Source organism: Candidatus Dependentiae bacterium (assembly GCA_040878395.1).
GTDB lineage: Bacteria > Babelota > Babeliae > Babelales > Vermiphilaceae > JAKBEL01.
In genome coordinates this window covers 18717-41510 of sequence record JBBDMI010000015.1, presented here as the reverse complement: position 1 = coordinate 41510, position 22794 = coordinate 18717, and the positions used below count along the sequence as shown (strand labels likewise).

24 protein-coding genes are annotated in these 22794 nt (G+C 35.0%); 14 read left to right on the top strand and 10 right to left on the bottom strand.

Annotation, left to right across the window (positions count from 1 at the left end; genetic code table 11):
- Positions 1–208: 208 nt before the first annotated feature.
- Positions 209–1993: a hypothetical protein gene (locus WD055_06075; protein ID MEX0849772.1), complete on the top strand. Its 1785-nt coding sequence runs from the start codon at positions 209–211 to the stop codon at positions 1991–1993.
- Here the strand turns inward: WD055_06075 and WD055_06070 are convergent.
- From WD055_06070 to WD055_06055, 4 genes are all read right to left on the bottom strand, one after another.
- A complete protein-coding gene (locus WD055_06070) occupies positions 1990–2175 on the bottom strand; it encodes a hypothetical protein (protein MEX0849771.1) in 186 nt (61 codons plus the stop codon). The two genes, WD055_06075 and WD055_06070, sit on opposite strands and share 4 nt — an antisense overlap.
- An 11-nt stretch (positions 2176–2186) precedes the next feature.
- Complete coding sequence (locus WD055_06065) at positions 2187–2489, bottom strand: hypothetical protein (GenBank protein ID MEX0849770.1); 303 nt, start codon at positions 2487–2489, stop codon at positions 2187–2189.
- 179 nt (positions 2490–2668) lie between these two features.
- A complete protein-coding gene (locus tag WD055_06060; protein MEX0849769.1) occupies positions 2669–4213 on the bottom strand; it encodes a family 1 glycosylhydrolase in 1545 nt (514 codons plus the stop codon).
- Between the two features lie 2 nt (positions 4214–4215).
- Complete coding sequence (locus WD055_06055; protein MEX0849768.1) at positions 4216–5094, bottom strand: endonuclease/exonuclease/phosphatase family protein; 879 nt, start codon at positions 5092–5094, stop codon at positions 4216–4218.
- A gap of 228 nt (positions 5095–5322) precedes the next feature.
- On the opposite strand from WD055_06055, the gene WD055_06050 reads away from it, so the two are divergent.
- Positions 5323–5769, top strand: a complete 447-nt coding sequence (locus WD055_06050; protein ID MEX0849767.1) for a hypothetical protein — start codon at positions 5323–5325, stop codon at positions 5767–5769.
- A 67-nt stretch (positions 5770–5836) separates the two neighbouring features.
- Here the strand turns inward: WD055_06050 and WD055_06045 are convergent, their stop codons facing one another.
- Positions 5837–6676 (bottom strand): hypothetical protein, encoded by an 840-nt coding sequence (locus tag WD055_06045; protein ID MEX0849766.1) that lies wholly within the window; start codon positions 6674–6676, stop codon positions 5837–5839.
- A 278-nt stretch (positions 6677–6954) separates the two neighbouring features.
- On the opposite strand from WD055_06045, the gene WD055_06040 reads away from it, so the two are divergent.
- Together WD055_06040 and WD055_06035 are read left to right on the top strand one after the other, a co-directional pair.
- Positions 6955–7314, top strand: a complete 360-nt coding sequence (locus WD055_06040; protein MEX0849765.1) for a hypothetical protein — start codon at positions 6955–6957, stop codon at positions 7312–7314.
- Positions 7311–7664: a hypothetical protein gene (locus WD055_06035; protein ID MEX0849764.1), complete on the top strand. Its 354-nt coding sequence runs from the start codon at positions 7311–7313 to the stop codon at positions 7662–7664. Before WD055_06040 ends, WD055_06035 begins: the two co-directional genes overlap by 4 nt.
- Before the next feature lie 85 nt (positions 7665–7749).
- On the opposite strand, the gene ychF is transcribed toward WD055_06035, so the two are convergent.
- Positions 7750–8865 (bottom strand): redox-regulated ATPase YchF, encoded by a 1116-nt coding sequence (ychF, locus tag WD055_06030; GenBank protein MEX0849763.1) that lies wholly within the window; start codon positions 8863–8865, stop codon positions 7750–7752.
- Positions 8866–9047: 182 nt separating this feature from the next.
- Here ychF and WD055_06025 point away from each other — a divergent pair, with 182 nt between their 5' ends.
- The 3 genes from WD055_06025 to WD055_06015 all read left to right on the top strand — a co-directional run bounded on the left by WD055_06025 (position 9048) and on the right by WD055_06015 (position 11727).
- Positions 9048–9302, top strand: coding sequence for a hypothetical protein (locus tag WD055_06025; protein MEX0849762.1), 255 nt, complete (start codon positions 9048–9050; stop codon positions 9300–9302).
- Between the two features lie 57 nt (positions 9303–9359).
- On the top strand, positions 9360–9584 hold the full coding sequence (locus WD055_06020; GenBank protein ID MEX0849761.1) for a DUF378 domain-containing protein: 225 nt from the start codon (positions 9360–9362) through the stop codon (positions 9582–9584).
- A 133-nt stretch (positions 9585–9717) separates the two neighbouring features.
- Entirely contained in the window at positions 9718–11727 is a 2010-nt protein-coding gene (locus WD055_06015; protein ID MEX0849760.1) for a hypothetical protein, read from the top strand.
- On the opposite strand, the gene WD055_06010 is transcribed toward WD055_06015, so the two are convergent.
- Positions 11724–13097 carry a UDP-glucose/GDP-mannose dehydrogenase family protein gene (locus WD055_06010; protein MEX0849759.1) on the bottom strand — a complete coding sequence of 458 codons (1374 nt, stop codon included), beginning with the start codon at positions 13095–13097 and terminating at the stop codon, positions 11724–11726. The genes WD055_06015 and WD055_06010 overlap by 4 nt on opposite strands.
- Positions 13098–13265: 168 nt before the next feature.
- Between WD055_06010 and WD055_06005 the strand changes: the two genes are divergently transcribed.
- From WD055_06005 to WD055_05995, 3 genes are all read left to right on the top strand, one after another.
- Complete coding sequence (locus tag WD055_06005; protein ID MEX0849758.1) at positions 13266–14246, top strand: hypothetical protein; 981 nt, start codon at positions 13266–13268, stop codon at positions 14244–14246.
- Positions 14247–14320: 74 nt separating this feature from the next.
- A complete protein-coding gene (locus WD055_06000; protein ID MEX0849757.1) occupies positions 14321–14605 on the top strand; it encodes a nucleotidyltransferase domain-containing protein in 285 nt (94 codons plus the stop codon).
- Entirely contained in the window at positions 14593–15018 is a 426-nt protein-coding gene (locus WD055_05995) for an HI0074 family nucleotidyltransferase substrate-binding subunit (protein ID MEX0849756.1), read from the top strand. The genes WD055_06000 and WD055_05995 overlap by 13 nt, the downstream gene beginning before the upstream one ends.
- A gap of 106 nt (positions 15019–15124) precedes the next feature.
- Here WD055_05995 and dnaK read toward each other — a convergent pair whose 3' ends face one another.
- Positions 15125–17032 carry a molecular chaperone DnaK gene (gene dnaK / locus WD055_05990; GenBank protein ID MEX0849755.1) on the bottom strand — a complete coding sequence of 636 codons (1908 nt, stop codon included), beginning with the start codon at positions 17030–17032 and terminating at the stop codon, positions 15125–15127.
- Positions 17033–17368: 336 nt separating this feature from the next.
- Between dnaK and WD055_05985 the strand changes: the two genes are divergently transcribed.
- The gene (locus WD055_05985) at positions 17369–17740 is read left to right on the top strand and encodes a hypothetical protein (protein MEX0849754.1); all 372 of its coding nucleotides are present in this window, start codon (positions 17369–17371) and stop codon (positions 17738–17740) included.
- Positions 17741–18603: 863 nt separating this feature from the next.
- Here the strand turns inward: WD055_05985 and WD055_05980 are convergent.
- Together WD055_05980 and WD055_05975 are read right to left on the bottom strand one after the other, a co-directional pair.
- On the bottom strand, positions 18604–19995 hold the full coding sequence (locus tag WD055_05980; GenBank protein MEX0849753.1) for an oligosaccharide flippase family protein: 1392 nt from the start codon (positions 19993–19995) through the stop codon (positions 18604–18606).
- Positions 19996–20079: 84 nt separating this feature from the next.
- On the bottom strand, positions 20080–20439 hold the full coding sequence (locus tag WD055_05975; protein MEX0849752.1) for a hypothetical protein: 360 nt from the start codon (positions 20437–20439) through the stop codon (positions 20080–20082).
- 158 nt (positions 20440–20597) lie between these two features.
- On the opposite strand from WD055_05975, the gene WD055_05970 reads away from it, so the two are divergent.
- The 3 genes from WD055_05970 (at position 20598) to WD055_05960 (ending at position 22665) form a co-directional block, all read left to right on the top strand.
- Positions 20598–21824 (top strand): ankyrin repeat domain-containing protein, encoded by a 1227-nt coding sequence (locus tag WD055_05970; protein ID MEX0849751.1) that lies wholly within the window; start codon positions 20598–20600, stop codon positions 21822–21824.
- 63 nt (positions 21825–21887) lie between these two features.
- Complete coding sequence (locus tag WD055_05965) at positions 21888–22283, top strand: hypothetical protein (protein ID MEX0849750.1); 396 nt, start codon at positions 21888–21890, stop codon at positions 22281–22283.
- A gap of 28 nt (positions 22284–22311) precedes the next feature.
- Positions 22312–22665 (top strand): hypothetical protein, encoded by a 354-nt coding sequence (locus WD055_05960; protein ID MEX0849749.1) that lies wholly within the window; start codon positions 22312–22314, stop codon positions 22663–22665.
- Positions 22666–22794: the final 129 nt, after the last annotated feature.

Below are 22794 nucleotides of genomic sequence, written 5' to 3'. Positions count from 1 at the left end.
ATTTTTTATAATGTACTCTACTTTATTTTACCACAAAAACAACATAAATCATCGGTTTTTCGTATGAATGGGCTAAAGCATGAAATTAATTCTATTTGGCAATATATCGAGTCTGTTTTTGTTTACTTTTCTGTTGCATCAAACCGAGAAATGGTTAAACTGGGAGACATCTTACAATAGTATTAAGAAGCATAAAAAAGGATCTACTATGAATGTTTACCTATTTTCACGAAAAAAGAGTCTATTTTGTACTGTTTTACTTCTTTTGAGTATACACACTACGGTATGTTTTTTTGGTCATACAGATATCATTCCTCGTTCTGAAACAGTTAACGCTGCTCGCACTTTGGCCGGTTGGCAAGAACATATTAATGATTATGATGTGGGTCGAACCTATTGGAGTTTTTATGTAGCGCCCGAGTATAAACGATCATTTAATAATCAACAGTTGGTCGATTTTCTTTTAGGTGGCAATGAATGTTTTGGTGTGCAGGGGAGTCGTTTGCCGGATGGTAGATCACAATGTGCTTTACTTGCAGATTATTTTGGATTGCCGCAAGATTTTAAAAGTAAGATTCAGTTTAGTCCACAAATAACCAGTTTTATTTTTGATATGAATGCTTACTTAGGGCTTGATGGCTTGTGTGAAGGTTTGTATCTGAGATTTCATGCACCGGTTGTGCACACCAAATGGGATCTGAATTTGTGCGAATGTGTTGATATGAAAGGGACGAATACTTATCCTGCCGGTTATATGAGTGCGCAAGAGGTACCGCGGGATGATTTGTCCAGTTCATTTCAAGAAGCAATTACCGGCAGATTTTGCAGTACATGTAAGCAACAAAAAAAATTTACTTATGGTGATATGAAAAATGCGTTAGAATTTGGGCGCATACAGGGGCGGAGAAATTTGTCACGTCTGAGTGACGTGCATATGGCTTTAGGGTATAACTTTTTCAACAGTGATGATCATCATATTGGTTTAAATGCACGCATTTCATTTCCTGCGGGTAATCGTCCGGACCCAGATTTCTTTTTTGCACCGATAGTTGGAAATGGCCATCACTGGGAAGCGGGTGTTGGTTATACATCACATATTATTTTATGGTCGAGTAATGATGAATTGGATTTTGCAGGATTTTGGTTGGATGCAAACATTACGCATATGTTTGCTGATGAGCAATGCCGCTCATATGATTTTTGTGATAATCCGGGTAGTCGTTATATATTATTGAGTAAGATTATTCCGGTTGAAGATGCGCAAGTCGAGGTGGACGGAATGCCAATTCCATCTCAGTATCAAGGTCGTTTGTTTCCTGCGATTAACTTAACGACCTTGCAGTCGAAAACAAGTTTTAAAGTGCAAGTTGATATGGTTGCAAAAATGAGCTTGCAAATCAACGGATTGCAGTGGGATCTAGGATACAATTTATGGTATCGCAGTGCAGAAAAATTACATTCACGTTGTAGTTTTGATGATTGTCTTGCCTTTAAAGGTGATGCGCAATTATATGGATTTGCATCTCAATCTATGGGTGATTTGATGATTAATGATCCACTTGCATTGAATGTTTCGCAACATGAAGCAACTTTGTATGGCGGACAGGGTGATGGAAACTTTGTAGCAGGTGCAGAATTTGCAAATGCAAATGCTGATAATCCTGCACTTGCAACAGATGTAAATGGTAATCCGTTAGAGCAATTAAATCAAAATGATGCATTTAATTTGATGATTGCACAGCAACAGATTTCAACATCTGATGGTCCAATATTACTCACCGATTGTGATATTGATGAATGCTCTGCTTTAATGCCAAAAGCGTTATCGCATAAAGTTTTTGGTAATGTTGGTTATACTTGGGAGCATCCAAACATATGCTTTGCGCCATTTTTAAACTTAGGAACTGAAGTTGAATGGCGTTGCAATTGTGTAAATAATAATAGTGCAATTTCACAATGGGGTGTTTGGGCCAAAGCCGGATTATCTTATTAAGTATTTGATCGTGCAGGGGTTTCGCTGTTTTTATTAGTGAGATACTCTGCACGTTTTTTTTTATATTCTTTATCTTGTTCTTGCCATTGTTTGAGCTCGACCATTCGTTCTTCTGGAACGATTTTAGGTTTAGGGGGCGTGTTTCCTGAAAGGAGCATCATAGCTGCTAAGGATGATATCATTTTCTTCTCCATTATTGATTATCAACAAGATCCTGGGATAATTCTTTTATTTCATTAAAAAGTGGTGCGAGTTCATGCAATTTTTTTTGTCTCAATTCTTCGGATTTGCTGCGATGTTGTTCAGGAGTTATGACCTCTTGTTTTTTGAGTAGGTCAAGTTGATGTTTGAATGAATGGAGCAAAATTGTCGCGTCCATTTTTTTCATGACTTCTGCTCGATGATCTAGATCGCCATTATTTTGATGTTCACCATTAACAGCTTTGATAGCATGCATGCATGGCAACAGAAATAATGATAGATAGATTGCTTTCATAATTAATTCTCCTTATTATTGATACGTATGTGTGCTTGCCAGTATAAAGTATAAGGATATGAAAAAGTAATAGATTGTAATAAAAAAGAGCTGAGTTTTATCAGCTCTTTTATTATGAGACTTCTTCTGAAAAGTACTTATAGTTTCTACAAGTGGTGTGTTATTGGGCTATTTTATTATTATGCATGTATAATATTCAAAAAGTATTGCGTACCGACATCATCTTTTATAGAACGTGTTAAATCATCTGAATCAAAATCAACACCAACTAAACCATATTTTTTACTGTATGATCCCCATTCATAATTATCCATGAATGACCAAAATATATAGCCGCGTACATCATGACCTTCTTTTTTTGCTTTACTTAATGCATAGAGATATCGTTTGAAAAACAGTTCACGATGATGCGGATTATCGCTGGCGACACCATTTTCAGTTACATATATAGGTAGATGTTTATTTGTTTTTTGTTCAATCGGTTGTACCATCTGTTCTGTTATGGTGGTTATGGCGCGATATAAACCTTCAGGATAGAGAGTGTAATTAGGATTTTTTGTTTTGATTTCATAAGGATGTAATAAACGTTGCATGTTTTTGATGTAACTGTGTGAGTAGTAATTCAGTCCAATGAAATCAAGTGAACCTGTTGCATCCATATTTGTGTGTTCCACATTGGCCATAAATGGCGCATGCTCAAATGGAATTTTTGCAACAAATCTACCGGTTGTGAAAAAGTTGAAAATACAATTATCGGTCATATCAGTTGCAATTTTGCAAGCGAAATTATCAAGCGGATGCCATGGGCGCCATGGGTCTAATTGCATAATGTTTTTCAATATGCCGATTTGCGCATTGGGGTTTATTGCTTTACATGTTTTATACATACAGACATGTGCTTCCATCATATTTTTAAGTACAGTGAGTGTTAATTGTTTATTGTTTTTTATGCCGGGTGGAAAATCACCAATATGATATTTATGAAATGCATAACCACTTGGTGAATTAAAGGTGGACCACAGTTCAACGTCAATATCATCTTTTTTAAATTCTATGATTACTTGTGCACAAAAATCAACAAAGTAATGGATATTTTCTTCAGTTTCAAAACCACCTAAATCGGCAAACCATTTTGGGTCTGCATAATGATGAAAACCGATATGTGCTTTAATATTATGTTTTTTGAGTTCTTTGCACATATCTTTATAATGTTCGATGGCATCTTGATCAAATCTGTTCGCAGTCGGTTGAATTTTATCCCACGCGAGTGAAAAACGATATATACCGATATGCATTTGTTTGAGTAATGCAATATCCTCTTTGAACTTGTTCCATTGATCACACGCTTTATCCGATGGTATCAGATTTTTTTCTGTTTCCCATGTATGCCAATCAGTATTGGTACAATCGCCTTCAACTTGATAAGCTGAAGTTCCTGCACCAAAAAGAAATTCGTTTTCAAATGTGATCTTATCAGTATTGATGTTATTCCAATTCCAATAAAAAGGCTCATCGCCATAGGCAACGGCATTATAATCAGTTTTTAAAAGTGCTGTTGCAATTGCTGAGCAAGCAGCTGTTCCTGCAAGGGTATAGGTTGCTGTTTTATGTTCTGAAACAGCCTGTTTAATGTCAGTAAATGTCGGAATAAAAAACCATTGTGCTTGTGATTGGCCAACAAAACTGATTAATGTAAGTAAATATAATGAGATAGATGTACGCATTTTCATTGTCCTTTTTTTATTTTAAAGTTGAGATCTGCAAAGACCGGTCGATGATCACTCGGATAGTTATCGGTTTCATGTTCAAGAACTTGATACGTTAATACTTCTGCTGTATCTTTTGTCACGAGAATATGATCAATCCATGTGTTCGGTTTCGTATCATCCCAACCGGTTGCCGTTTCTTCCGGACCTTCTGTTTTTTTCGCGATTGTTCTGACATGAGCAAAGTTATCAAATATAGCTGCAATGTCATCTTTAAATGCAGTGTTAAAATCACCGGTAACAATCACAGGCAACTTATCACTATTCTGTGTGTCTATATGATTCACAATAGTGTGTGCGCATCTTTTTTGAGCTTCAGGATACATGTGATCAAAATGGGTGTTGTAAAGATAAAATTTCTGTCCTGTTTTATTTACTTTGAATTTACCCCATGTGCAAATGCGCGGTAACCAACCGGTTTTCTTTGGTGAAAGCCAGTTCCATAAGCCATCAAGTTTATTGGTTGCAAAGGTATCATATTCAAGTAATGAAAATATTTCTTTATTATATAGTATAGGATTTGCTTCATCTGTGCCGAGCCCCCACCAACTTGCTCCGCGACTTTCGCCAAATGCAGCAAAATGAGGTAATGCATCTTGCAGATCTTGAATTTGTTTGTGTGTTGGTTCTTGCAAGCCCATTATATCAGGTTTTAGCTTTTGCAATAAAGCAGTTATCATGGGTAAACGATTTTCCCATAAACGTTCCGGTTTCGCTTCTTTGCCTTCACGGCGAATGTTATATGTCATATAGCGCAGCGTATCTTGTGCATTTTCAGCCGCATTAAGTTGGGGTTGTATAAGTATGGGTAATATAGCTGTTAATAATATTTTTTTCATTTTGATGGATCCTTCTTTATCTCATCATTTTAAAATAGTACCGATAAGTATATTTTACCATAATATGATCTACTTACAAGAGGCAATCGGTGTGAATATTTATATTTGAAATTTATTAAAATAGACCATTCTTATTTAAATCAAATTTGACTTTTAAGCAGGGGGAGGGTAATCTGTTTATGTTAGTTATTTTTTTTATATATATTAGTCATAATAGGAGAAGACACTATGAAATGTTTAATTTTAAGTGGTATGTTGAGCTTCTTTTTAGTTGGTCAAATTTCATGTATACCAAATAACAATCCGCTGAATGTATATACCAAGGAAAGACCCAATAAGTCAGAAGAATGGCATAATGTGTTAAAAGGTGTTTTAGTTGGTGCGGCAATTCCTGCGGTTGCGGGAATGGCTTCTTATTTATTGGCTGATGATCCAATGATGTTTGTAGATGGTCAGACGAGGTTGGATATGTTTTTTAAGAGCCCAATGGTGATTACAGTTTGTGCTGGAGGATTGGCGACTGTGGGTAGTGTTTTAGGGATTAAATACTGTGACGATAACTTATATGGTCGGGAGCATTTGTATTCATTGAGTAATAACTTATTGGGTGCTGGAATAGGCTCAGGTATTGCAACTGTATTAGCTGCAGCAATATTAGATCCAAACCGTAACTAGTATAAAATAAAAAAAGGTTTGATTATGAAGTTATATTCTTAATCAAACCTTTTTTATTAAATTGTATTCAAAAAGTTTTTTCAAAATCTTTTCTACCTAGTGCTGCATACAATTCGTTATGCGGTAAATCATACTGTTTATAAAAAGCATGCACCACATTCTGCATGCGTTCGCCTTCATTGCCCAAAATATATTTACCATGTTTACCATTGTTTAATACAAGATGATGAATTTTTGTGTGTCCATTTGCTTTTAATGCATCGACAATGTGTTGTGTTATACAAGTTGGAACAAGATAGTCATCTTTTTTGCTGATAACCATAATAGGAATGTTTGGATCGATGTTTTGCACGACATCAATGGGGTGAATGCCGGCGTCAGAATATTGCCAAAAAATGAGACCGACCAAGTATGGACTAATTTCTTTTACATATGGAATGTTATTCAAAAAACAAGATCCGACAATGTTTTGTGCAACATCTCGCATTGATGAAAAAGGTGATTCCAGAACGACTGCATCAACTTGTTGTGGTTTATCAATTGCTAAAAAATTTAACATAGCTGCAGCGCCTCTTGAAAGACCTCCAAAAATAAATCGTTGATCAGGATTTATGAGGCACATTTCTTGGTAAGCTTGTCTGATAATCTCAATTTCATTATCTTGTCCTAAGCTTGTCCATGGAAAATTTACCCGCCAAAAGTGAGTTGTGGCATCAAGAAAATTTCTACAAACAATTGATCCATCAAATAAGTGTGGTTTTTTTGTGTCAGTAGATGGTCCCCATAATTTTGCTTGTTCTTTGGTGTCAGCCAAACCATGTGCAAAAAGCATAGTGTGTTTGTTTTGTGCCGGTTTTATTGAAAAAAAAGCGACCAATGCACATAGGTGAAATAGGTTGAGTTTCATATGATACACCTTTTTAGATTATGTCACTTTTAAAATAGTATCGATAATAATATTTTACCATAATAAGAGGGTTTTTCAAGGGTGAGCGATGCTTGTTTTTTCACATTGAAATCATTCCTTTATTATTCATGCTTACTTCGTTCTAATTTGCCTTTTTTTTGAGAGATAGTATAGTTTATGTAGCTGTATTACTTGCTATTGCAACTGTTTTATAGCTTTTTTCAGTGATCATATGGTGTGACGCTGTTTTTTTATAACGTTTTTAAGGAAGAATATTTATGAAACGTTTACTATTAGGTGGTTTATTGAGCTGTTTTTTAGTTTGTCAAACTTCGTATAGCCTGCCAAATAAAACTGGAGTTGTTGCCGGTGCGTTAAGTGTTGTAGGTGTAGGCACTGCAATGTATTGTGGTGATGTATCTCCTGATATAGTATGTGGAACAATGGCAGCTGTAGGTTATTTTGCTTTTTTTGGATTAGGCGCCTTACAGGTTTATGTAGCAAGAGGTTTTAAGAGTGGTGTAAGAAGGTATACGAACAAAATAAAATTTTTTGAAGGGTTTACTTTGGGTAGTCTTGCCGCTGCATGTGGTATGACGCTGTTTTTTTATAACGTTTGTAAAGAGGAATATTCATGAAACGTTTACTATTAGGTGGTTTATTGAGCTGTTTTTTAGTTTGTCAAACTTCGTATAGCCAGCCAAATAAAACTGTTGAAGGAGCTGTTGCCGGTGCGTTAAGTGTTGTAGGTGTAGGTGCTGCAATGTATTGTGGTGATGTATCTCCTGATACAGTATATGGAACAACGGCAGCTGTAGGTTTAGTCTTTTCTGGATTAGGTGCCTTAAACGCTCATGTAGCAAGAAAAGTTAATCTTTTTAAGAGTGTAAGCAGCTATGGAAAATATACGAACGAAATAAAAATTTCTGAAGGGTTTGCTTTGGGTAGTCTTGCCGCTGCATCTTTAGCTGCAAGTTATCTTAGTTAATAACACTTTTTTGAATTATAAAAAGAGACAGGACAATTTTATTATTATTGTTCTGTCTCTTTGTTTTTAATATTGTTTGAGAATATTAAACGTTGAACTTAATCTCAACTAAATCGCCATCATGCACAAGATAATCTTGGCCTTCACGGCGAATTTTGCCTTGATCTTTCAACTTCTGTTCCGAGCCGGTATCAAAGATATCGTTACAATTAAAAACTTCAGCGCATATAAAACCACGTTCCAAATCAGAATGAATTTCACCTGCTGCTTGACGTACTGTCATACCGTGGGAAATTGGCCATGCATGGGCCTCTTTTGGTCCGCAAGTGAAGAAGGTTATGAGTCCTAAATTGGCATAACTTTCGCGAATGATTTTATTCAAACTAGGTTCTTTCAAGCCGACCATTTCCATCATTTCTTGTGCATCTTCTTCATGTAATTGTGAAAGTTCATATTCAGTGCGTGCGCAAATAGGTATCACGCGATCAGTGCCAAATTTGTTCACCAATGCTTGATAATGTGGGTTGTTTTTATAGGCATCATCTTCGATCTCTTGTTCGTCAATATTTGCAATGATTAAGAAATTTTTTGAACTGATAAGAGGTACCGTTTGTGCTTCAGATTCGCGTACTAATTTTTTAACTTCTTGCTCGTTGCCATCATTAAGTGCTTTGAGTAATTTTTGTAACAGTTCTTGTTCGGCTTGTAACGCTTTGAGTTCAGCCGGTTTGCCTTGAGCGCCACGGATTAATTTGGTCATTTTTTCAAGACGTTTTTCAACCGATTCAATATCTTTGAGCATTAATTCTGAAACAATAATTTCATGGTCAGAAACCGGATCGACAACATCACCTCCTGATCTGATAATGTCACCACTTTCAAAACAGCGCAATACATGAAGAATAAGATCAACTTCACGAATGTGGCTCAAAAATTGATTACCTAATCCTTCACCGGATGCTGCACCTCTCACGAGCCCTGCAATATCAACAAAGGTAACGGTGGCAGGAATTTTTTTCGCAGAACCATATATTGTTTGTAGTTTATCTAAACGTTCATCAGGAACTTCAGTGATAGCAACATGTGGATCGATGGTGCAAAAGGGGTAATTTTCTGCAGGAATGCTTGATTTGGTTAATGCGTTAAATAGTGTGGATTTTCCTACGTTTGGTAGGCCAACTAATCCGGCTTTGATGCTCATCTTGTTTTCTTTCTTTTGTTTGTTTAATTATATAAAACGTACTTTTTATTAGTTTGCTTGAAAAACGCAGTTTGTTCAATATATAAAAAAAGATAAACCTCTTTATTTAAAAAGTTGCAATACTGTTTCTAGTATGCTAGTGATAATAAAGAGGTAGTATGTTTTTATAAAAAAGGAGTTGTATGGAAGGGTTTGATAAAAAATCTCCATTGGGCAAATGGGTAAGTTTAGTATCATCATTTGTTGTTGCATTTGCAGCGGTTTATTTGGGTGTACTTGCACTCGGTTGGGATTTGCTTGGGTTAGGTTTATTAATTCAAAATGCACCTGCATTTGCTTATCCGCTTTTATATGCAATCGGTGTTTTTGGTTTAATCAGTTTGGTGCTTTTATTATTAGATGCTGTCGGACAAGATACATCTCATAAGAAGTATTAATATCGTTATTATTTAATAAGAGAACATGTTTTATTTTTTTTAAAAAAAGGATGTATTATGGATTCACATGTTAAAGGTCTTTTGACTAAAGCTACTTGGTTATTAACTGCTATCGGTGGTATTAACTGGGGTTTAGTGCCTTTAGGATTAGATCTTTTTAGTTTAGATTTTGTACGTAACAATTTAGGCGCTTTAGCTGCTCCACTTTATTACTTAATTGGTGCAGCAGGTCTTTATAGCCTTGTTATGTTTTTCTTAGGTTGTGGCAAAAGCTGCGATTAATTGAAACATTTGTTTTGAAAAATGAAAGTCGTGGATTTATTCTACGGCTTTTTTTTGTGCAATAATTTTGTGATGCCTTATACTATACAATATTAATGCAAATTTGGATGTTCATCAGTATAGGGACATATATATGTTTTTACCAATTCTATTTTTATTATTTATTTTTAATCTTTATTCTGCTGAGATACATTATTTTGATAAGATGGAAAAACAAAATTTGTGCACCACTCCTTGGCAAGATGAAGATTGGAATTCGCATGGATTTTGTGAATATTTGCGCAAAGTGGATGACCTTCAACAAAATCCCCAGCCATTTAAAATGAGAAAAAATGCATTTGAAATTATCAATAAAGTGCATGAAAATTTTGATTTAAATCATGCAACTATTTTGCAAGACACACAAACATGGGATGATATATGTTTATTTCATGGGAATCTTTCGGAAGATCCTTATGTCGGTTCACTTATTGATCGTACACAAACTGAATTTGGTAAAGTGACATTATATCGTATGTTATTACCAACAAAAAATATTGCCCTTGTCAAAAAGCGACAAGAAATTGTTCAGCTATTATTAGATAATCCTGAGTTATTAAGTAATCTACAAAATGTGTTACAAGAGATTAAGAGCGTCCAAAATTTATTGTTATCATTTTGGATTAATGATCCGATTGTGCATACGACAGGTCGTTATTATTTTGAATATCCTATATTGCAAGAATTAAACGATACATTAAATCATAATGCGCATATGATGATGCTTCGGTGTGTCACAGGTCATCAGGGGAGATTAGGCAATATGATACTGTTAGGTGGTACCGTTGCTGCGCCTTTTTTATATTACGGCTATAAACATTGTTTTGGATTTAATGGAATTTCTGATGAACAAATTCCTGTTTTTATAAAAAAAATACATGATCGTTTCAAAAATGACGGTGATAGATACTTTAATTTTCTTATCTCTTTATTTAAAAATGAATATGTCACTGAAAGTGGCCAATGGTGTACAGCATTCTTTTGTGCGTTGGGAATGAAATCATTTGGTGATTGGATAAAAGGAAACTTTCTTATGCTGAAGCTTTTGCAAAAGCGATTAATAGATGTGCGTTCTTTTTTAGATTGCACACAAAAAATGCATGAACTTTGTATCCAATATCCGGCATTATGCCAGTTGTGTGATCTGTTATCTTATATAGATCAAGATAATGTTACAATAAAAACTATGCCCAAGTTTGCACTATTTAAAAATGTAATGCAAAAAAATACATTCAAAGATGTGCCTTCAGTTTTTTCTTATTATGGAAATATCTTATCAGGCTATAAATTAACCTATGCAGTAAAAGATGATTTAGAAGGTATGATTGCAGCAGTCGGTGAACTTGATGCATATGTTTCATTGGCAACACTCTACAAAGAACATGCATATACATCTGCGCAGTATTGTTTTGCAAAATTTGTTGAAAGTGATGCGCCGGTATTGATAATGGAGCAAGCATGGAATCCGTTTGTTGATGTTGAGCGTGTAGTTGCAAATGATATTATGTTTGGCGAGGGAATTCCAACGCATGCAATAGTTACCGGTCCAAATGCCGGCGGTAAATCAACTATTTTAAAAGGTCTGTTTATTGGTGCATTGTTAGCGCAAAGTGTTGGGTTGGTACCGGCATCGAAATGTATGCTTACGCCATTTTCATATATGGCAACTTACATGAATATTACTGATGATATTGTTGCAGGTAAATCATTGTTCAAAGCAGAAGTTGCACGTGCACATGATTTGTTAGAACAGATAAAAGATATGCCTCAACATGAATTTAGTTTTATTGTTATGGATGAAATTTTTAGTGGCACCAATCCTAAAGAGGGACAAGCTGCGGCATATAGTGTGGCAAAACATATTGGTGACTTTGATAATGTAGTCTGTTTTATTGCAACCCATTATGATCTGTTGACTCAACTTGAACAGTTTGGTTCATTTGTTAATTTTCATGTTTCTGTACAAAAACAAACGCGTGGTTTTCATTATCCCTTTAAACTTAAATGTGGTGTTTCAAATCAACATATTGCACTTGATATTTTGCAGGATGATGGATTTGCGAGCGATATTGTCGATACCGCTCGCACTGTAATTGTAGCTTAATTTTGATTCGTGCCATTACCCATTGTTGCATAAGTAAAGCCTGCATTTTTTAATTCTTTCGTATCTAAAATATTGCGTGTATCGACAATGACCGGTTTGTTTTTTTTGTATTTGATATAGTCTAATAAATCTTTGAATTCTGGCCATTCGGTCATAATGATAACTCCATCCACATCTTTAACCGCTTCGGCTATTGAATCGCAATAATTGATGTTTGGCATTTCATGCTTCATATTGTCCATTGCTTTTGGATCATATGCTTTTACTTGTGCATATTCTTCAAGCAATATTCTTATAACATCAATTGAAGGTGAGTAACGAATGTCATCAGTATTTGCTTTAAAAGCAAGTCCAAGAACGGCAACTGTTTTTGCATTGAGCTTTTTTGCTCTAAGGAGTTCTTTTAATTTTTCTATCGGTTTTACTTTTTGAATTTGATTAGTGGTTAGTGATGCTTGAACCACGGGAACATGAATGCCATTTTTTTGTGCCAAACAGATAAGTGCTTGACTATCTTTAGGGAAACATGAGCCACCAAATCCCGGACCGGGGTTGAGGAATTTGTCACTAATTCGATGATCCATTCCCATTGCGTGTGCTACAGTATCAACCTGTGCTCCGGTTGCATCACAAATATTTGCAATTTCATTAATAAAACTTAATTTAACAGCAAGGAATGCATTAGATGCATATTTGATGAGTTCAGATGTTTCAATATTGGTGTTAATTTGCTGTGCGTCATGTGCGAATGCATAACTATAAATTTCATTCATTGTAGTATGCGCCTGTTCAGATTCAGCGCCAATAACAATGCGGTCTGGTTTTAAAAAATCAGGGACGCTTGAGCCTTCGCGTAAAAACTCAGGGTTTGAAACCATGGTAAATTGATCAGGTTGGACTCCTAAATTTTGTAATACATATGATGCCCATCTACCAGTGCCGACAGGCACGGTGCTTTTGATGACAATAATTTTAAATCCATTCATATGCTCTGAAATAGTTTTGAGTACCGATTGTACATATTTCAGGTCTGCATTTCCATCAGAACCCATTGGAGTGCCAACAGCAATAAAGATAATATCTGCTTCTTCAATTGCGGCGCCAACATCATGTGTAAACTTTAATCTATTTTGTTGTACATTATGTTGGACCAATTCTTCTAGTCCGGGTTCATAAATGGGTATTTCACCTTGTTGTAGTCGTTCAATTTTATTTTGATCAATATCAGCGCAAGTGACTTGATTGCCAAATTCAGCCAGTCCGGGTCCGGTTACCAATCCGACATAACCGGTGCCGATTACAGCTATATTGGGTGCTGTGTGTAATGTGATAAAAAAAAGTAAAAGTAAGGCAAAACATGAGTACTTCATATATAATCCTTTTAATTTTATGTGTATGTATAATTTATAGTATCAAAATTACTTAGCATAAAAATAGTTGTTTTATTGAATTTGTTAGGTTTAAAGTTAATACATAGCCGATAATGTGACGTAATAATTAGGTAGGGAGTTATGGAGAGGCCTGTTGTAATGGTATGTATGAAATATTTAAATCAAATTGCTGTATTTGGTTATTTATTGCTTTTTGTGCAAATGCAGGCGGTTGTCTTTCGTTTTGATGAGTGGTTGCATCAAAAAACAGGTCAAAAAATATATGCTTGCAGTGATTTACATCAAGTTCATCATGCAGATAGACATCAAGTTGATAATGTGGTGTCCCTTTTGAAGCATAATAATGTTCATTTAATTATTGAAGATTATGATCCTTCAGAGCGTGTATTATTGCCTCTATCTCAGTCTCGATTTTTGCGTAATTTAGATTATGTTGCTGTTAATGCAGGTATTAATACGACTTGTATAGAATTTCGGCATCATTATCCTTGGACTAAAACGCAAGATCTCATGGCTCAATATGATGAAGTTGTGCAAGAAATAGAGCATTATGATGATGGGGATACATTAAACACATATTATGAAGATACACTTATGGCAATTGATTATGTGTATAAACCTTTGTATCAAGGGTTAAGGGATTATTCCGGATCAATGTTGTCATATCATTTGAAGTCAACCATTTTAAATAAATTTGGCAGAGCAGTACCGCAATATAATAAGTTACATGGTTCAACGCATTTGATTGATTTACGTATTTTGCATGAGTTGGCACAAGAAAGACAGAATGATCTGTGTATTTGTGCAGGTGCACATCATATTGAACGAGTAAGTAGTATGTTGCCTGCATTAGGATTTCGTTTACATGAGAGTGTTGGTCTAAGAAGTAAGGAATGTGTTCAATATTATCAGCAGTACCTACAAGTTCCGGCAGTTAATTTTGATAAAGTTTTGCCCAAAGTACCACAAAAAAAAGTTTATCATTCAATGATTAGAGCGCGTGCGCAATGCGCGATGCGTCAATTATTCAGTTCAGACGCCCATCGATGTATGCGCGCATCAAGAGTTGCTACAGCTGTAACTTTACTTACAGGTTTGCTTTCTACCGTTTCTTGTGCGGGTTACTAGAGAATCATACTGTTAAGTTCTGATTTTTCATCTTTTTGTATTATACTAGTATGATATATATCAAAAGGAACTTAATGATAAAATATAAAGATAAAATGATTCGCATACTTAAAGCATTGTTTCCTGATGCAAAAATAATACTTTTTGGGTCGCGTGCGCGTGGTGATGCAAGAGAAAATTCTGATATTGATATTGCAATTGATGCAGGCAAACAGGTTTCGCCTTATGATATTGTGGAAGCTAAAAATATTTTTAGTGAAATGAATATTATATTTAAAGTTGATGTAGTTGATTATCAGTCAGTTTCTGAAATACTCCAAAAACAAATTGATAAAGATGGAGTGTTATGGAGCGACTAACATTAAAACAACGTACCCTAGCACAGGCACTTAAGCAGTTAAATGATTCAGTTAATCTTTTTTATTTAAAAAAACAGCTTGAAGGCATATCGCATGAAGAATACATAGCGTTTAGAGATTCAGTGGTTAAACGATTCGAAATTAGCTTTGATTTATTGTGGAAGTATTTAAAAGAGTTTTTGTTCGAGGTGCATGGAATTGAAGTGGCATCTCCAAGAAAAGTTATTCGTGAGTCTTTTGCACAGGGATTATTTACAGAAGATGAAATGAATCTTTTGATTAAGATGTGTAATGATCGAAATTTAACTGCACATACATATGACGAGGATCATTCTGCTGAAGTTGCTGAGCGAGTCATCGAATATTATTACAAAATCAAGCCAGCATTGTTTCGAGTTGTTGAACAAAAGTGATTGTTTTTGTATTAAATAATCTAGAAGCGGAGAGTTAATATATCGAATTTAAAAAGCCCGGAAATAAATCCGGGCTTTTTAAGTGCTTTATTTGTTGAGCAACAAATTACTCTTCGATGTCAGCGTCAATTGGGCCTTCATCTTTTTGCTCATCTTGTGATGATTCAGGCCCGGCTTGCTCGGCTCCAGGTTGTGCGCCTTCAGGTGCTTGTTGTTTATAGAGTTTTTCTGCAACTTTATGTGATGCTTGAATCAAAGTGTCATGTGCTTTTTGTAGTTCTTCAGCGTTTTCTTTGTGTTCTTCAAGAGCTTTTTTAGCAGTTTCGATTGCAGCTTCAAGATCAGTTACTTCTTGCTCTTCAAGTTTGTCTTTATTGTCTTTGATGGTTTTTTCAAGTTGTAAAATCAATGCATCCAAGCTGTTACGTTTTTCAACGGTTTCTTTTGCTTTTTTATCCTCTTCAGCATGTGCTTTTGCATCGTTAACCATTTTTTCGATTTCTTCTTCAGACAGTCCACCGCTGCTGGTAATGGTAATCTTTTGTTCTTTACCGGTGCCTTTATCTTTAGCTGAAACATGTACGATACCGTTTGCATCGATATCAAAGGTAACTTCAATTTGAGGTACACCACGTGGAGCGGCAGGAATGCCATCCAAGCGGAATTGCCCTAAGACTTTATTGTCTTTTGCAAATTGACGTTCACCTTGTACTACTTTGATATCTACCGCTTCTTGATTATCTTCAGCGGTTGAAAATACTTGTGATTTTTTTGCAGGAATAGTTGTGTTGCGCTCAATAAGTTTTGTTGTAATGCCGCCCATGGTTTCAATACCAAGTGAAAGTGGCGTAACATCAAGCAACAATACGTCAGTTACATCACCAGCTAAAACACCGCCTTGAATTGCAGCACCAAGTGCAACAACTTCATCAGGATTAACATTTTTGCTTGGCTCTTTACCAAAGAACTCTTTAACGATTTCTTGTACTTTTGGAATACGTGTTGAACCACCGACTAATAGTACTTCATCAATTTGATCTTTTGAAATGCCTGCATCAGCCATTGCTTTTTTGCAAGGTTCAAGTAGACGACTAAAAATATCTGAGCACATTGACTCAAGTTTTGCGCGGCTGAGCTTTTGTGTAAGATGTTTTGGGCCGGTTGCATCTGCAGTGATATAAGGAAGATTTATGTCGGTTTCGTGCAAAGTAGAAAGTTCGATTTTAGCTTTTTCAGCAGCTTCTTTCAGGCGTTGTAATGCAATTTTATCTTGTGAAAGATCAATGCCAGTTTCTTTTTTGAAGTTATCAATTAAATAGTCAATAATTACATGATCGACATCATCACCACCTAGATGGGTATCACCATTGGTTGCTTTCACTTCAATAACGCCATCGCTGATATCCAAAATAGATACGTCAAATGTTCCGCCACCGAAGTCAAATACTGCAATTGTGCCACTTTCTTTTTTATCAAGTCCGTAGGCTAATGCTGCAGAAGTAGGCTCGTTGATGATACGTTTTACTTCAAGCCCAGCAATTTTACCGGCGTCTTTAGTTGCTTGACGTTGAGCATCGTTGAAATATGCAGGTACGGTGATAACAGCTTCAGTTACTTTTTCACCCAAATAGTCTTCAGCATATTCTTTGATTGATGCTAGAATGGCAGCTGAGATTTCTTGTGGTGTATATTCTTTACCTTGTGCAATAATTGCAATGTCACCATTTGGACGTTTTACTGTTTTGAACGGTACGCGATCAAGTTCTTTTTTCATTTCATCGTAGGTGTGTCCAATGAAACGTTTTGCTGAATAAATAGTGTTTTCAGGGTTAGTTACTGCCTGACGTTTTGCCAATGTGCCGACTAAACGTTTGCCATCTTTGGTGAAAGCAACGATAGAAGGGGTAATATTTGAACCTTCTTTGTTTGGGATTACTTTAGGGGATCCCGCTTCCATAAATGCAGCTACTGAGTTGGTTGTACCCAAATCAATGCCGATGATTTTTTTCGCCATGCGTGTCCTTTTTATCAGGTATAAAATGTTTATTTTATTTTATTGAAAATTACTTATAATATACACCTATCTGATGCTATATGTCAATCGACAATTAAGATTTCCTTAGTGTGAAAGACTAAGATTTCTTAAGTGATTAGCTGTAATATGAATTTTAGATGTTATTACTTTAAGTTGCTCTTTTCAATGAGTTTTTATGTAGGGTAAGCTATGTCGTATAATTTCGTGTGTTCTGTAAATAATATGAGATATATTTCCATGAACTATATTTTTTTGGTATGAATGGCATAGGATAGGAATTGATTTTAATCTTTATTTGAGTGAAAAGGGTTAATGATGCTATTTTTTGTTTTTCTCTTGGGATGCCTATTGTGTGGTAATTGTATATATGCATCGGATGTTGGAGAAGTTGTAAAGGATCTTTTAAGAGAAAAGGTACAACAATCTGAAACATTTTATGCCTCTATGGATAGGCTAAATAGTTTGAGAAGGGCGCCACGTATGGAAACGTGGGAAAAACGGCATGTCGGGCAGGTTGCATCTTTTATAGAAGTGAATGGCTATGTTAATGAGATATTAGAAGATATTCCCGGTCAAGATAAAAAAGAGTGCGATGAACTACGTGAAAAATTATCGCATGATACGGTGATGGCAATTGTCACAATGGAGCGTTTGCGTTGTAAGGCTCGCGAAGAAAATAAACACTGATTTTTTTAAATATTTACGATAACGAGACCAATGTCGCATAATTATCTTTTGAGGTAAAGATGTTTACACTTTATTCATATATTGCTTGTTTGCTTGTATCGGTATGATGTGATCCCATATGATTTCGAATCGATCTAATGTGATTAATTTCTTTTTTGATAATCACTTCTTTATTTTTGCAGGTGAGGTAAAGATGCTTGGTTTTTATACATATATTGCTTGTTTTCTTGTGTCGGCATGGTGTGGTCGCACGTGAGTTCGAATCAATCTAATGCTATTAATTTCTTTTTTGATAATAACTTTTTTTTTGCAGGTGAGGTAAAGATGCTTGGTTTTTATACATATATTACTTGTTTGCTTGTGTCGGCATGGTGTGGTCGCACGTGAGTTCGAATCTGGCCATTCGGCCGATTTCTCACTCCGTTTGCGCCCCCCAGCCTTTTCCCGTGGGTACGCTCAGCTCGTTGCACTCGCTGTCGCTACTGGGGGCTGGTGGTCTTAACTACGTGTATTTTGTCGCGATCGCATGTCTCTTTTCTATCGCAAATTTAGGATGGAATGACACCTTGTAGGATTATATTGAAGGGTTAGTGTTTGTCGCTCAGATATTTTCATGTTTACTTTGTCTACTCACTATTCAGGAGGGATAAATGGAATGCACTTATGTTTTGCTGTATTGATGTATATATGTGAGTCTTGTAATGTAATTTCTCAAGGTGGTCCAATAGAGTCTCTTTCATGTATATACCTATTGCACATACCAAAAAAGATATTAAATAAAATAAAAACAAAGAAGGGTGATTACATGAAAGCAATTGCTACGAAGCACATTTTAAATGTTTTCACTTTTTTACTCTATCTATCTAAATTGTTATTTCAATTAGATATCTCATTATTTTATCTAACATGTATATACCTATATATATAAATAACGAAAGGGCGCAAACATATTTAATTGGAAAAGTGAGTTTATATCGCATGCGCGTAATTAAAAACATTAAAAAAGAACTAACCAATCGAACGCCATGTATTAACGTGATCGAGTTAAATAAACCAATATACGTCATTATGTTTGTAGTGAGCAAAATGATAACCATAATAATGTAAGGCGTATACGCGCACGCGAGTAATACATAACGTCTATTTACTTCTAAGATTCTTTCATAGGGAGAAAACATTACTTCCATGAGTAAGCATATACATATTAATAAAAAGATTTGAAAAACATATTGATCATATTTAAACCATAATTTATATCTATATAAAACAAATACAATTCCCAAAAGGGGAAGAACGAGCGCGGCGATCTTCGTTGTCAGCTTTTTAAAAGCAATCTGCCAAGTTTGTTTTCCCTCTTTCATGTTATATATGTGTGCAAATAATGCAGTATCGGTTGTGCCTATAGATTTGATCACTATGCGATAAAATAAAAGTGCCCCATCGTTGGCCACTTTGAATATGTTTGCCGTCTCAGGGCCAAATATGTGTGTAAATAATGGTACCAACACATTACGTTCGGTTAAACTTTTTATATTAGTATTGAACCACATGATTGCTGAATGAACAACAAATTTTTTGTTGAGAGCTTTTATATGTATATCTTTATTGTTGTCGTGCCCTATTTGGGCATAGAGTTTTGGTAATTTGATACCTGCAAGTAATAACAGTATTATTCGTGATATTGTTTTTGATGCTATTAATGCTGCCAGCAAGATGTATTGATTTTGAATAATGCATATGCAACTCATATCGCATACAACTTCGATCATTAAGGCTATGGCATTGAGTGAATTGAACTGTTTTTGCCGAAAGTATGCATGATATATCAATCTAATGACAGATATGAGACCTTCTAACAGTACAAGACCCGCCCCTGCATAGAAGTATGAACGATAAGCAGATAGATGTAATTTGGTCGAAAGTTGATTGACTAAGATCAAATATATGGGTAAAGATACTACCAAAACAATCACTTTAAACCGAAGTAATGATGATATAAAGGTTTTCAGGTCGTGACTATTTTGGGCATATTCGGGACAAAATCGAGCAATTGATTTTTGAAATCCAAAGTCGATCCATAAAAGCATTAAAAAGATAATAGCATTGAGGTTAGCAAAGGTAGAAAATGTTTTGCTATCAAGCTTATTATAAAGCAAAAATGTTAGCAGTGTTGCAGAGATTTTGTATATAAAATACAAAAAGGCGTTCCAATTAACGCCTTGAGAGAATTTTGAAAATAGTTCTTTGCTATTCATACCGGCACAATTTCATGAGAACAATAATGTTTTTATATGGTGTTTATATTGTGCCAGAAACAAATTATATTGTCATGTTTATGCTTAGGCACCATGTTCAAGAAGTAGCAAAGATAGCGGTGTGTTCTTATTTTTAATGGCATAATCTAATGCTCTTTTTGTATCTATCATGGGTAAATCCTCACAGTTGGTAGTCAAGTATGTATTCCAATCTATTTTTTGTATTGATGCGTTTGGATTTGCACCCCTTTGCAAAAGTTCTTTTACTTGCTCATTGTTGTTTCTCATTGCTGCCAAAACGATTGGTGGAGCATAGCATGTTGAGCCTTTTATTGTCGTTTTCATAAGAGCATTAGGATCTATTCCAGCCGATTGAGTATTTTCAGCTATCACGCAATAAAGTTGAGTTGCGCATAATAAAGTGAGTAATGATAGTTTTTTCATGAAATGTCCTTTTCTATCAAATCATTAATAATTTAATGAAATTTTGATTGTAGTTTATAGCAAACCTATTATTTAAGCAAGTACTAATAAAAAAATAGTATTGCTATTTGTAATATATTGATGGTATTCTATAGATAAAAGATAAAGGAATATTAGAAATGAATAAAAGCCATATGTATCTGTTTTTTAAGGCTAAATTTGCTATTTTAGCTATCTGCTTAAGTTTATTGTGTGTGCAATTGCTTACTGCCGGTGATTATACACAAGATGAGCCTATTTGGTTTACTCCTGAGGCAAATTTAGAAACTATCAAAAAATTACTTGCTGATACCAATGGTGCAGATGTAGATCAACGCAATAGTTTGGGTCAAACAGGCCTTATGTATGCAATTAATATCGGAAGATTTGGTGACTTTGGTCGTTATGATCAAAGTAGTGATAGATCTGGCCTGGTTGAGACATTGATATATTATGGTGCCGATGTTAATGCGCGCTCTAAAACTTCACCACGACAAGAAGATCATACTTTTGATAATACCCCATTACATTTTGCTGCAATAATAGTTAATCCGCGCAATAGTGTTGATATGATTGATTATTTAGTAGATGCCGGTGCATATATTAATGCTAAAAACAATTTGGGTGAAACACCGCTTATGTGGTCATTGCAGGCAAATCAATTGGAAACATTAACTCCTATTTTTAAAACTTTTATTGCTGATTTGGCTGATGTAAATATACAAAATAATATTGGTAACACTTATCTGCATTTAGTTATTCGTGAAAAAGATGCTGGCTGGATTCAATATCTTATGCAAAATTTTGGCTCTATGTTTGATTTAACATTGAAAAACAAAGAAGGATGGACGCCCCTTGAGTATGCAAAAAACACATTGCAACCGGAAAGTGTTCGTGCAATTGAAGCTTTTAGGCCTTTAGGTCAAGGAGATCAGGTAAATGTGCGCGATGAGCTTGGTCGCACCGGGTTAATGCTTGCAATTATTCGTAATGATCTACCTTTTGCCGAACGTCAAATACAGTACAGAGCACAAGTGGATGCTGCTGATACAACTCGATTTAAAAATACACCATTGCACTTTGCGGTCAATAAACAATATAATATGTTTCCGTTTGTAAAATTATTATTAGATAATAATAATGTGAACCCTAATATAGAAAATGCATATGGTGAAACTCCATTACATTATTTGGTCAAGTATAATATTCATTCTCCTGAGCGTAACAAAGTTGCACAAGAATTGATTAATGCTGGAGCTGATCCAAATAAAAAAAATAAACGTGGTAAATCGGCAATCCAAATGGCTATGGAAAAAAATCCAAGTTTTGCCAATAATCTGAAAAGATGGTTTTCGCAACGAAAATAAGAGTATTCGTGAATTTACAAAAAATGCTCTTAAAGGATAATCGTTAAAAGTAGGAGGATAAAGATGAAATATGTAAATAAATATATAATGTTAATCAGTTTGAGTTTTTTTGGTAATTTGATTTCTATGGATCAGGGAAAAATGGAAACTGAAAGTGTTGTTCAAATTATAATTACATTACTGCAATACAAGTTGGGTAAAATTCAAAGTCCTCGTGATCAAGTGTATATTATTGAATTATTTAAGCGTAAGTCTGCCGATGAATTGGCTCATGAATTAACACAAGATTGGTTAGAAGATCTCAGAAAAATTCATACTCAAAATCCGGAACAATGTAATCAATTTAAAAATGAATTCTTAAAACAAAAAATGATTGAGCAACAAGAAAAAATTGATAATCGTTATAGGTCAATTCCAGGAGCATCGACACATAAAGAAATTGTAAAAAGAAGAAGATAAATAAAATATTAAGCAATAGGGATAAGCTATGAAAACAAATGTATGTATCGTCATGTTAGCAGCGTTATTTACTTTTGGTAACATGTTTTCTATGGATCCAGAAAAAGTTGCCGATCCGGTTGTTGAAAGGTATAAGAGGAATGTTGATAATGCATTTGATACGGCAACAAATGCAAATGAAATGGTTGAAACTATTGGCAATCTTAGCAGATCTATGGAAAAAGCAGGCCTCAAGATGTATTTTTATCAAGCTGGCCCTGAAACACCGGAGAAAACAAAAAAACTTAATCAATTCTTTGAAATGAAGAGGTATCTGGAAAGTAAAATTGCACAGGAACGTGAGAGGTACAATACAAGTACGGCTAAAGCTGCAAAAAAATAATTTTTGGTTTTAATGCTGGTTAATTTCTATAATTAAACAAATGTTATTCAAATGTGTTTAAAACTACTCTCACTGAAATATTTATTTTTGTTGTAAACTCATTTTGAGTATAATGGCTTTATGTATTTT